This is a genomic window from Acidithiobacillus sp., from assembly GCF_023255755.1.
Classification (GTDB): Bacteria; Pseudomonadota; Gammaproteobacteria; order Acidithiobacillales; family Acidithiobacillaceae; genus Acidithiobacillus.
In genome coordinates, this window is the sequence record NZ_JAGDVS010000160.1 from 1085 (window position 1) to 13784 (window position 12700).

Sequence of the window (12700 nt, forward strand, 5' to 3'; positions counted from 1 at the left end):
GGGAGCTGAACGAGATCTGTGGCGTTGAGGCCCCGCTGCCGGCTGATCTGCAAGCCATTCTGACCCAACTGCGTAAGGAGTCTGCCGGATGATTCCGCCCCCTGATGATTGCCGACTGATCATTTTCGATTGGGACGGCACCCTCATGGATAGCATCTCTACCATCTGCGGCTGTCTGGCCCATGCTTTTGCCTATGCAGGGCTGGTGGATCGTGGTGAACAGCAGTACCAGGAAATTATCGGATTGGGACTGGAAGACGCCCTGGCGGCCCTCGCCCCCGATGCCGATAAGCCTACCCGGGAACGGATTCTGGAGGGTTACCGGGAGTGCTTTTTCAGCACGCCACTCCGCGAAATGCCCCTCTTTCCGGGGGTGGAAAACACGGTGGTGCAACTCGCCGATGCTGGCTATGAGATTGCCGTGGCCACCGGCAAAGCCCGTCGCGGTCTGGATCGGGTGCTGGGCGAGCATCCCCGTCTCGCCGCCTGCATCAGCGCCAGTCGCTGTGCCGATGAAAGCCGCTCCAAACCCGACCCCCTGATGCTCCACGAATTGCTGCAGCACTACGACCTGCCCCCCGCAGCGGCCATCATGGTGGGCGATACCGTGCACGACATGGAAATGGCCGTTGCCGCCGGGGTTTTGCCGCTGGGAGTGCTCTGCGGCGTACACAGCGCGGAACGCCTGGATGCCAGCGGTGCGGCGGCGTGTTTTACCGACCCCACCGCCTTACCCGGGTGGCTCATACGCACGCGCACCGGGGATAAATATCCGTCGCGGAATTCGGGATAACCTCAGGAATTTAGGATGTACCGATGCGATGGTATACTATTTCCTCGCTGGTGATCTGCACAGACAAATCAAAGGTGGTGACGAATAATGGTATCTACAGTTCTACTGTTGGCCGTGTTATCCGCATGGATATTGTTAGAATTATATCTGGAATATTTTTTTCGGTCACCCATGAATGCGAACAAGCAAGACGGCGGATCTTCAAAAATATTCAACGTCGTGATCTTATCCAGCGTCGGAAGTTGGGCTTGTACGGTGGCGGCGGAAGTTCGCCATGAGCCACATATTGCGCTATATCTGCCGCAGGTGGGTTGTTCGCTGCTGATGGCGGGATTGCTGTTGCGATCGTATGCGATCATGACGTTAAGGAGATATTTCACCGTGGACCTGGCTATCCAGCCTGGACACCGACTGATCCGGCATGGACCGTACCGCATGGTGCGCCATCCGTCCTACACGGGAGCGCTTCTGTGTTTTTTCGGATTGGCGTTGTCGTTTGGTTACTGGGCCACAGCGATTATAATCATTCTTCCCGTCATCTCGGCCTACCTCTGGAGAATCGCCAAAGAGGAACGCATACTGGCGGATGCCTTCGGGATCACTTATCAGGAATACCGCAACTGCACGTACCGCCTCATTCCAGGTATCATTTAGCGGGTTTCTGCAAACCGGTCAGGACCCACGTCCTGGTCCAACCCCGCCCGGATCTCCACCGCGTGGGTCAGTAAAATAGTATGCGTGCCCGACTCCAGCAGATGAAACTGCGCCGCCGGCAGATGTGCAGCCAGCGCCAAACCGACCTGTGGTCTGTTCACACGATCCTGGGCACCCTGCCAGATATGCACCGGCACCCGGATATCCTCCAGACGGAAAGGCCAGGGGCGGTTGAGCACCGCGAAATCATCGGCCATCCCTGCCGTCCCTTGCCGCAACGCCCCCCGCAGGTCCTCGCAAAGCTTCGCCAGGACGTCGGGCGCAGACAACAGGGACCAGTCACTGGCGCCCATCTTTGCCGCGAACTGCGCCACGAAGCGCTCCGGCCTCCGCTGCACGCCCGCCATTCTGAGGCGCAACAAAGCCCTGAGGAGCCACGGTGCCCTGCGCACCAGGGTGAAGAGGACATGATCCTGAAGACGGAAGGCGGACCATATCTCGGGCAGCTCGGCCGGTCCGGGACTGCCCGCCAGATGCACACAGCGCACCCGCTCCGGCATGGCGTAGGCGCAGGCCAGCGCGTAAGGACCACCGCCGGAGAAACCTAGCACCTGAAAGGCGTCAAGCCCCAGACGGCTTACCAAGACTTCGCCCATTGCCGCCACTTCGGTCATGGTCAGTCCCGGCTGCCGGTCCGATTCTCCGTAACCCGGCCGGTCAAAGACGATCCAGCGCAGGCCATCACGAAGGGCCGCAGGCAGCAATTTCAGTTGCAAACGGGAGCTGGGCGTACCATGAAAGAACAATACCGGCAACCTCCCGTTCGGGTCACCGATATCTTCATAGGATACAACGTGGCCGGAATCCAAAGTTAACGACCGTTTCATCTCTCACTCATTGCCTGAATGGCCCTTTTCTCCGGGAGTAACGCTCGCTGCGCTTCTGGACGAACTATTAATCGCATCAGGCTCTCAAGAAACACTTTTTAGGATATTGAATACATTATAGTTACGAAGCACCAATATCACCGGGAACCAGCCTCATGTCCAACGGTGAATCCGCGCGATTCCAGCAGTTCGAAGAGCGGTATCCAGTACACGCCGGTGGATTCCATCGCGACCGTGTCCACATCGCAGGCCTTGAGCCAATCGGCCAAGGCCTCAAGATCCTCCGTGAAACTGGCAAACTCCCGTACCGGTTCGTCATCACGATCCGCAGGAACCGCGACATAGTGGGAGGCGCTGCCAATGTCGATGCCTGCGGCGTTGCCCGGCAGGCCTGCAACATGGATAGGACTTGCTCACTGACTTGCTCACTGACTTGCTCACCGATGGGCTGTGTTTCTTTGCGCAGGCTGATGGGCTCCAGTAACGGCACGATAAACCGCACCCGCATGCCAATCTCCTTAATCTGCGGTTCTGGCAGGCCCAACTCCTGAGCTTCGGCAAAGATGCGGCGCACGCCGGTGCCCCATTGTTCGATGAGGTGCAGTTCACGAAATACGCGGGCCTGACTTGCTCACGGGTTTGCGCCCAGTCGCGTAGCGCCAGATAGCGCGTGGCTATCAGTGGCGCTTCCTGTAGAAACAGGCCACCGGTGGTAAAGGAGAGGCGGTATCGGTCAGACGTGGTCACAGGCCCCTTGCGCATAGGTAGGATGGGCACAAACATGTGCCCATTCTAGCGGATTGGGCCTGTGTTTGACACGACAGCAGGCGGTTTCGTACGCCAATTTGGCGATCCTCATGTGGTATAAAGCATAGGTTGTCGGATTTGACCCTTCCAGAGCGCTGAATCCAACATCTTGCGAATCACCACAGACACTGAAGAGAGCGGCAATACATGAAAATTCTCCATACTTCTGACTGGCACCTGGGACGCACGCTCTATGGTCGTAAACGCTATGAGGAATTCGAGGCATTTCTCAAATGGTTGGCGAAGACGATTCAGCACGAAAGGGTCGATGTCTTGCTGGTGGCTGGTGACGTCTTTGATACCAGTGCACCCAGCAACCGCGCCCAGGAGCTTTACTACCGATTTCTCTGTGCGGTGGCAGCTTCGTCCTGTCACCATGTGGTGGTCATCGCTGGCAATCATGATTCGCCGTCTTTCCTCAATGCACCCAGGGAATTGCTCAAAGTGCTTAACGTGCATGTTGTCGGCGCACTCGCTGAGGTGATCAGTGACGAGGTCCTGGTTTTGCACGCAGAGGGTGGTATTCCGGAACTGATCGTCTGTGCCGTCCCCTACCTGCGGGACCGCGATATCCGGGTGGCTGAAGCCGGTGAAAGCATCGAGGACAAGGAGCGCAAACTGATCGAAGGCATTCGTGATCACTATGCCGCTGCGACCGCCATTGCCGAAGCTCAGCGTCTCGCTTTGGGCGTTGATATCCCCATCGTCGCCATGGGCCACCTGTTTGCTGCGGGCGGGCAAACGGTGGACGGGGATGGTGTGCGGGATCTCTATGTGGGGTCCTTGGCTCAGGTGACCGCTGCCATTTTCCCCGACAGTCTGGATTACCTGGCCCTTGGCCATTTGCATGTGCCACAGAAAGTAGGCGGCTCGGAGCGCCGCCGTTACAGCGGCTCGCCGATACCCATGGGCTTTGGCGAGGCGAAGCAGGCAAAGAGTGTCTGTATGGTCGATTTTGATCATGCTGAGCCCACCGTGCAGATGCTGCCAGTTCCCGTTTTTCAGCGACTCGAACGCGTCAAAGGCGATTGGCCCGCCATCTCCGCCCGGATTCTGGAGATCTCTGCCACATACCCGCAGGCCTGGCTGGAAGTGGTTTACGAAGGTGCGGAAGTCATCAGTGACTTGCGCGATCGCCTGGATAAAGCCACCGCAAACTCTGACCTGGAAATACTGCGCATCACGAACAACCGGATCGTCGACCGGGTGCTGGGTCAGATACACGATGAGGAAATGTTGGATGATCTCAGCGTCGACGAGGTTTTTGCGCGTTGTCTCACGGCTCATCAAGTGCCCGAAGATCAACGGCCGGAATTGCTGCGCGCCTATCAGGAGACCATCGCGTCTCTCCAGCAAAACGACGCCAGAGCAGAATAGCGAGACGATCCATGCGCATACAACAAGTACGCTTCAAAAATCTGAACTCTCTGGTGGGTGAGTGGAGCATTGATTTTACCCATCCCGCCTACGCCTCAGAGGGCATTTTTGCCATCACCGGGCCGACTGGTGCGGGGAAGACGACGATCCTCGACGCCATTTGTCTGGCGCTGTACGGGCGCACCCCCCGCCTGAACAAGGTTACCAAGGGCACCAATGAAATTATGTCCCGCCAGACGGGCGAGTGTTTTGCCGAAGTGACCTTTGCCACGCAGACTGGTCGGTACCGCTGTCACTGGAGCCAACACCGGGCGCGCAAGAAGCCCGATGGTGAATTGCAGAACCCGAAGCATGAAATTGCCGATACACCGTCAGGCAGCTTACTGGAGTCCTCACTCAAAGGGGTGTCCGACCGGATTGAGACAGCTACGGGCATGGGCTTCGAGCAATTCACTCGCTCCATGCTGCTGGCTCAGGGCGGGTTCGCCGCCTTCCTGCAAGCCGCTGCCGATGAGCGTGCGCCGATTCTGGAGCAAATCACGGGAACGGAGATTTACAGCGAGATATCTGTCCGTGTCCATGAACGGCGTACTGTAGAGCGTAACGCACTGGAGCGAATGGAGGCGGAACTGGAGGGCATGCGGCTCTTGCGTCCGGAAGAAGAGCAAGGGCTGAACGACAGTCTGGCGCAAAAGACCCAGCAGGAGGCAAAGTTGGCTGCAGAAATTGCCCGGACCCAGGAGATAATCCGCTGGCTGGACAGTATCGCGCAACTGGAAACGGATCTGCAGCAGATCGCCGGGCAAAAAGTGAATTTGCAGGTCAGAGTCACTGCCTTTGCCCCTGAACAGGAGAGACTGACGCAGGCAAATAAGGCACTCGAACTGGAAGCGGATTATACCGCCTTGCAGTCGCTTCGCCATGCGCAAGAGACAGATGCGGCGAGCTATCGGGAGAAGCAGGCCATACTGCCGGAACAGGTGGAAGCCGTCCGTCAGGCTACCGAGGCGGAGCGCATGGCTGCAGTGCAACTGGAAGCCAGCAAGACAGCGCAGCAACAGGCCCTGCCCCTTATTCGGCAGGTGCGCGAACTGGATCTCAAAATCCGTGAAAAAGAAGCACCTGTTCGAGTGGCTTCCGACGCCATCGCCGCGTATGCGCAATCTCTGAAAGCGCTCCGCGTGAAGCAGGATACCGATCTCAGGGAACAGGAACGCCTGCAAAACACCTTTGCGGTCCTCACGCAGCAGTTGGTAGACACACAAGCGGATGCAGGGCTAGTGGAACATCTTGCCGGTATGCGGGCACGGATGGAGGCGGTGCAGCAGGTGTATGGGCAGTGGCGGGAGAAAGGCAGGGCGATACAGCAGACGGAGGAGGCCTTAGCGACGGCAGTTCGCTCATGGCAGGAGGGGACGGAGGGGCGCAGTAGGGCCGAAATCGCGTTGAATGACCGGCAAAAAGAAGAGGCCGAAAAACAGCTATCCTTTAAGGACCTTCTGGAGGGACAGGAACTCCCAGAGTGGCGCGTCTGCCTGGACAGGCTCAAGGATCAGGATATTGTTCTGGCAAAAATACAGGATGCCGCCCAAATCATCGCGCAGACGACGCAGCACCTGGCGACTCTGAATGTGCATCAGACCGCACTGCTTGCGGAAAATGCGACTCTGGACGCACGCCTTACCGCCGAACTGGCGCAGAAAACGACCCACGACCACACGGTTTCCCTGCTGGAAACCCAGACCACGCTCCTCAACCGGATAGAAAGTCTGGAGGCAATGCGTCATCAATTAGAGGACGGTGAGGTCTGCCCGCTTTGCGGCGCAACAGAGCATCCCTTCGCGGAGGGAAATATTCCGCACGTTGACGAAACCCGCCAAGCCCTGATTGCTGCCAAAACTGCGCAGGATGCCAACGCAGAAGAGATTACGGCGCTGAAAGTGAAACAGGCTGAGCAGGGCAAAGAACTGGAGCGGCTGCACGCTGAGCAGCAATATGCGGCTACGCAACGGGTCGCCGCACAGGACCTGATTGCTGCCAATGGGCAGGTTTTCGCCCTGCCACAAGCAGAGGATCCCCAACTGACAGACCAGGTGCAGACTTTGCGGGACGAACATGGCGTTGCCTTAGAGCGGGCGCATGGTATCGTGCGTCGCGCAGAGGCTGCGGAAAAGGCATTGGCAGAATTACGCATCTCCCTGGATCAGGCCAAGACGGCGTTTGTGAAGGCAGACCGGGAGTTTGAGTCAGCGCGGCATCAAAAGGCGTCCCTCGAAAAATCTCTGGAACAGATCAAAGAGGACGCCTTATCGCTCTCTGCCCAACAGGAGCAATACATGGCGATTTTGTCCGGGGATCTGGCGACTTATAGTGTTGTCCCTGTTTCTCTGGATACCCTGGATCAGATTCAGACAGATTTAAGCGAACGGCGCGCCCAATGGCTACGCCGCCAAGAAGAAAAAGGTGACCTCGTTGTGAAACGCGCCGCACTGGAGGCGCAGATACGCCATCAGGGCGAGGAGATGTTGAAGTTGGATGGGGAGACCCAAAAGCAGCAGAGACAACTCGAAATGCTACGAGTGGAACAGCAGGCATGGAAAGATCAGCGTCGTGCGCTTTTGGGCGATAAAAATCCCGAAGACGAGGAAAGGCATCTTTCCGGTGCAATAGTGTCTGCCGAGAACACACTCGAAAATGTGCGGCGGCGAATGTATACGGCGCAACAGAAACTGGCCTTACTCCAGGAGAGCATGGCAAATCTTGTGGTAGGCGTCACAGAAAGAAAACCTCGATTAGAGGCTGCTGAGGCCGCTTTTGCGAGTCGCTTGCTGAAGGCGGAGTTCGCCAGCGAAGTGCAATTCTTATCGACCCGTCTGCCGGAGGATGACCGTAAAAAACTGGCGGATGCCGCGTTCCAACTGAAGGACGAAGCGTCGGTGCTCAACGCCATGGAGCAAGAAAAAAATACCCTGCTAGCGACAGAACGGCAAAAGCAGATCACCGATGCGCCAAAAGATACGGTCAGTCAGATATTGAGCGATCTCATGGTGAATCACCGGAATATGCAGCAAGAGATCGGTGGTCTTTCTCAAAGACTCAAGGACAACGCCGCATTGAAAGAGCAGATGCATGGGAGGGGCGAAGCCATCGCGGCGCAGAAGCGCGAGTGCGGACGTTGGGATCTGCTCCACGAGCTCATCGGTTCCAGCGATGGCAAGAAATACCGCAATTTTGCCCAAGGTCTGACTTTTGAATTGATGGTCAGCCACGCCAACCGGCAACTGCAAAAAATGACCGACCGCTATCTGCTGGTCCGCGATGGCAGGCAACCGCTGGAACTCAATGTGATCGATAACTATCAGGCCGGGGAGGTGCGTTCCACCAAAAACCTCTCGGGTGGAGAGAGCTTTATCGTCAGCCTGGCGCTGGCGCTGGGCCTCTCGCACATGGCCAGTAAAAATGTGCGGGTGGATTCCCTGTTTCTCGATGAAGGTTTCGGCACCCTGGATGAGGAAGCCTTGGATATGGCCCTGGAAACTCTTGCGGGTCTCCAGCAGGAAGGCAAGCTCATTGGCGTGATTTCCCATGTGGCTGCTCTCAAAGAGCGTATTGGCACCCAGATTCAAGTGACACCGAGAACAGGGGGAAGAAGTGCCATATCTGGGCCTGGTTGCGTATTTTAGGCCAAAATACACGGGGGGTTATGATTGTTGCCGCAACAGAACGGCGCTACGCCATAATCCCGCCACCCAACCAACAAACCACCCGATTTCAAGGGATGCGCCATTCTACTTTCCCTCCTCGGCATTCCGAGCATAGCGGAAAGGCCCTAAGGGCGTCTCAGTGCACCGTCAGGACACCTTTAGGTCATCCCCCACCCTGCCCCACGCCCTCTCCATGACCTTCCATAGCGGGCTATGTACCGCCAGGACACGGCCAGTATACTTTTTCTTTCCGCGCAGACCGACAGGTCCGGGCCGCCAGACATCAACCCATGTTTCGGAGAATTTCCATGGCGCCCCGCACCGTACCCTCCTGGGGTGGCTGGATACTCTTGCAGGCAGCGGCATCCCTAACAGGGGCTTGCATTGACAATAATCCGGCGGCTGGGTATTTTTGGGCGCATCAGGGTTTGATGTAAGTATAAGAAAACAATTATGCAACCGAAGGACGCAAGCCATGCCCCACCTCTCTTCACTGCGCCTGCCCTGCGGCCTGCGTTTGTCCCTGCTGTGTACCGGTCTTCTGACCGCCCTGCCGGCCCTGGCCGCAGTGCCTTCATACAGGGTTCCCGCGCCGGGGCAGATTCTGCAGCAGGTCCGACCGGCGCCGGTCCTGCCCGCAGCTCCCGGTACGGTGCTGGCCTTGCCCGCGCCCGCACAACAAGCCTCCCGATCCCGGGCCCCCATTACGGTACGGCAGATCACCGTCATCGGCAACACCCTGCTCCCGGCGGACTTCGTGCAGGCGACCCTCCGCCCCCTGGAAGGGCACACCGTCACCCTCGGGCAGCTGCAACAGGCAGCGGACACCCTGACCCAAGCCCTGCATCAGCGCGGCTATCCTCTGGCCTACGCCTACCTGCCCGCCCAGGAGATCCGAGCGGGTCAGATTCACCTCCAGATGGTGGAACCGCGTTATGACCAGATCCGGATTTCTCCGAATTCGCGTCTTGCGGACAGCGAAGCCCGATATACCCTGGGTGCGGCGCCCGGCGCACTGATCCGCCAGCATACCCTGAACCGGGGTCTGCTGCTGCTCAATCAGACCCCCGGCGTCCGGGTAGCCGGTACCCTGGTACCGGGAACCCAGCCCCAGACCAGTTCCCTCAATGTCGCCGTACACAACCGCCCGCTGCTCTCCGGCAGTGTGGGCGTGAACAACTACGGCGGGAACTACACCGGCCGGGTGCAGTGGCAGGGGGATGTCAACCTGCGCAACCCCTTCGGCTATGGCGGCGAGATCGCGGCCAATGGCCTGACCACCAGCGGTGGCCTGCTGCATGCCGCCGGCCTGTCCCTGCTTTCCCCCAACCTCTGGAACGGCCTGCGTGCCACCCTGTTTGCCTCCTGGACCCACTACCGGCTGGGCGAGAACTTTGCGTCCCTGGACGAGACCGGTCGGGCCATCCAGTGGGGAGGCGGATTCTCCTACCCGATCCTGCTGCGCCCGGGGGCGGTGCTCAGCAGCAGCCTGAACTTCATCCAGGACCGTTTCACCCAGCAGTCGGGAGTTATCCCGAACAGTGCGACGGACACGGAGCTGAACCTGGTGCAGTGGGGCGTCAATGGCGCTCTGGCGGGAGGCGACGGGGTCAGTTCCGGATCGGTCACGGTAACCGGCGGCAACAAGGTCATCTTCGGCAGTGCCGCCCAGGCGGCGGATGCGGCGGGGCCGCGCACGGCGGGACTGTTCTGGATGGGGCAATTCCAGCTGGTCCGGTTACAGACACTGCCGGTGGGCCTGCGCCTGAATGCCCATCTGCTGGCTCAGGTGGCCTCGAAGAATCTGGATCCCAGTCAGCAACTGTATCTGGGGGGACCCCAGGGGATCATGAGTGCGGCGGTGGGCAGCGGCGCCGGAGACCAGGGCATTCTCGCCCGCCTGTCCCTGTCCCATCGCCTGCCGTTGCCGATCCCGGGCAGCCTGCGGGCGGCGGTGCTGCTGCAGGGTGGGGAAGTCTGGCAGTATCACGATTTTTATCCTGGCGCGCCGCAGCCGAACCGGCTAGGGATGGCCGCAACGGGTCTCGGGCTGCAGTACCACGTTCGGGGCATCCAATGCCGCTTCGACTGGGTGCACCGTATCGGCAACGCCGCCAACACGGCGGGTGCCAATCAGCACAGTGAACTCTGGGCCACCCTGGTGGTGACGCCCGGCGCATTTGTTCATTCCTGAGGGAGGCATTTCATGAACCACATATATCGGTTGGTCTGGAGTGCTTCCCATCGGATGCTGGTGGCGGTTTCAGAGATTGCGGGCTACCGCCGTGGGGGTGCCCCGGGCACAAGTCGGCGGCGGAAAGGCGCGGCGCGGCGGGTGGATGCGGGTGTGGCCCATGCAGTGACAGACACCGCCGATCCGGAACCGCTACCACACATCCGTGCCCGGAGCATCCGCCAGGTGGTACGCTGGCAGACCTTCCTGCTCGGCGGCGGGATCGTCCTCTTTGCGCCACTGGCCTTTGCCCTGCCGGGGGACGGTCTGCCTACCGGCGGCCAGGTGGTCTCCGGACAGGCCACCTTGAGCCAGAGCGGACACCAACTCACCATTACCCAGACCTCCAGCAAGGCCATTCTCAACTGGCAGAGCTTCGGGATCGGCAGCGGACAGACGGTGGACTTTCAGCAGCCCAATGCCGCCAGCGTGGCCCTGAACAACGTCACTGGCAGCAATCCCAGTGAGATCTTCGGGAACCTCGAGGCCAATGGTCAGGTGTTTCTGGTGAACCCCAACGGGATTACCTTTGCGCCGGGTGCCCAAGTGAATGTGGGCGGGATTCTCGCCTCGACCCTACCCATCAGCAATGCCGACTTTCTGAAGGGCAACTACACCTTCAGCGGCAGCAGTACGGCCACGGTGGACAATGCGGGCACGATTACCGCCGCTCCGGGCGGTTATGTGGCCTTTATCGGCAACCAGGTGAACAACACCGGCAGCCTCATCGCGCCCGGTGGCACGGTTGCTTTGGGGGCCGGCAGTTTGGTCGACCTGACCCTGCAGGGGAACAGCCTGTTGCACTTTGCGGTGAGCGGCAGCGTCCTGCAGGCCCTGGCCGAGAACGGCGGGCTGATTCAGGCCAACGGCGGTACGGTGATTCTCAGTGGCGATGCCAAGAACGCCCTGCTGCAGACGGTGGTGAACAATACCGGCGAAATTGAAGCACAGACGGTGGGCACCGAAGACGGGCACATCGCCCTGCTGGGCGGCAGTAGTGGCACGGTCGTCGTAGGCGGCACCCTGGATGCTTCCGCACCGAATGGCGGCAACGGCGGCAGCATCGACACCTCGGGCGCGCAGGTGCAGGTCAGCAGCAACGCCAACATCACCACGGCGGCAGCGGATGGAAAGACCGGCAACTGGACGATCGACCCCGCCAGCTACACGATCAGCAGCAATGCCAGCAGTAGCAGTACCAACAGCATCACGCCGACTTTTTTGGAGAGCGAACTCAGCACAAAAACTCGTATCACCATTTCTTCTACCAGCAATACAGGAGGCTCCGGCGATATCTACGTCGACTCTCCGGTCTCCTGGAGCAAGAACAGCCTCATTCTCGATGCCTATAACAACATTGTCGTGAACCAGCCGCTCACGGCGACAGGAACGGCAGGGCTGACCCTGGAGTACGGGATGGGCAGTACCAACGGGGTGATTGGCGGCACGGCGGCCAGTGTCACCCTCAAGGCGCCCATTAATTTGGGGACTAGCAGCACATTCAGCACCGAGCTGGGCAGCAAGGGTGTCTTGACCGCCTATACCATTGTTGACAGTCAGAGCACTCTACAGAGTATCGGTAGTAGTCTGGCCGGTGATTACGCTCTGGGCACCAACCTCAGCCTGACCGGCAGCACGCCCAGTGGCGACTTCACGCCGATCGGGACGAGTTTCAACAATGCCTTCACCGGCACCTTTGACGGTCTGGGACACACCATTGCCGGACTGACGATTGATACAGCGTCGAGCAGTTATGTGGGACTTTTTGGGTTCAATAAAGGCACCATTGAGAACGTGGGACTGATGGGCGTTTCGGTGACGGGCAGCAACGACGTCGGCGGCCTGGTCGGGTACAACAACGGCAGTATCACAGATGGTTATTGGGACACGACGACCAGTGGTACTACGCCCGGCGTTGGTGCTGGAACCACCACTGGTGTCACGGGGATCTCGACGACGAGCCTGGCGGCAGCCTTGCCCACAGGCTTCGGCAGTACGGTCTGGGGGAATGGCGGCAATCAAACCACGCCGTATCTTTTGGCTAATGCGTCATTCGATACGGTCAGTGGTCAAGTGTATCTGGGCACCGATACCAGTGCCACTCCCACGGCCTATGGCGTCATCCTGACCCAACCGCAGTTGCAGAACATCAACCAGAACCTCGGTGCAAAGTATGTCCTGGGCACCAACCTCAGCCTGACCGGCAGCACGCCCAGTGGCGACTTCACGCCGATCGGGACGAGTT

The 12700-nt window shown here is 59.2% G+C and carries 7 protein-coding genes and 1 pseudogene; 6 read left to right on the plus strand and 2 right to left on the minus strand.

The genetic code is table 11. The features are described from left to right. Positions 1-88 precede the first annotated feature (88 nt). Both Q0C48_RS11285 and Q0C48_RS11290 read left to right on the plus strand, forming a co-directional pair. Positions 89-793 (plus strand): HAD-IA family hydrolase, encoded by a 705-nt coding sequence (locus Q0C48_RS11285; RefSeq protein ID WP_291524396.1) that lies wholly within the window; start codon positions 89-91, stop codon positions 791-793. 171 nt (positions 794-964) lie between these two features. Continuing rightward, a complete protein-coding gene (locus Q0C48_RS11290) occupies positions 965-1447 on the plus strand; it encodes an isoprenylcysteine carboxylmethyltransferase family protein (RefSeq protein ID WP_291524398.1) in 483 nt (160 codons plus the stop codon). On the opposite strand, the gene Q0C48_RS11295 is transcribed toward Q0C48_RS11290, so the two are convergent. Together Q0C48_RS11295 and Q0C48_RS11300 are read right to left on the minus strand one after the other, a co-directional pair. Further along, positions 1444-2334, minus strand: a complete 891-nt coding sequence (locus Q0C48_RS11295; RefSeq protein ID WP_291524401.1) for an alpha/beta hydrolase — start codon at positions 2332-2334, stop codon at positions 1444-1446. The genes Q0C48_RS11290 and Q0C48_RS11295 overlap by 4 nt on opposite strands. A gap of 161 nt (positions 2335-2495) precedes the next feature. Beyond that, positions 2496-2738, minus strand: a pseudogene (locus Q0C48_RS11300) (transposase); the annotation flags it as partial. 550 nt (positions 2739-3288) lie between these two features. Between Q0C48_RS11300 and Q0C48_RS11305 the strand changes: the two are divergent. From Q0C48_RS11305 to Q0C48_RS11320, 4 genes are all read left to right on the plus strand, one after another. After that, complete coding sequence (locus Q0C48_RS11305) at positions 3289-4518, plus strand: exonuclease SbcCD subunit D C-terminal domain-containing protein (protein WP_291524403.1); 1230 nt, start codon at positions 3289-3291, stop codon at positions 4516-4518. Between the two features lie 11 nt (positions 4519-4529). Next, complete coding sequence (locus Q0C48_RS11310; RefSeq protein ID WP_291524405.1) at positions 4530-8201, plus strand: AAA family ATPase; 3672 nt, start codon at positions 4530-4532, stop codon at positions 8199-8201. Between the two features lie 496 nt (positions 8202-8697). Then, complete coding sequence (locus tag Q0C48_RS11315) at positions 8698-10416, plus strand: POTRA domain-containing protein (RefSeq protein ID WP_291524407.1); 1719 nt, start codon at positions 8698-8700, stop codon at positions 10414-10416. A 12-nt stretch (positions 10417-10428) separates the two neighbouring features. After that, positions 10429-12700 (plus strand): filamentous hemagglutinin N-terminal domain-containing protein (locus Q0C48_RS11320; protein ID WP_291524409.1); only part of this gene is annotated, 2272 nt, incomplete at its 3' end.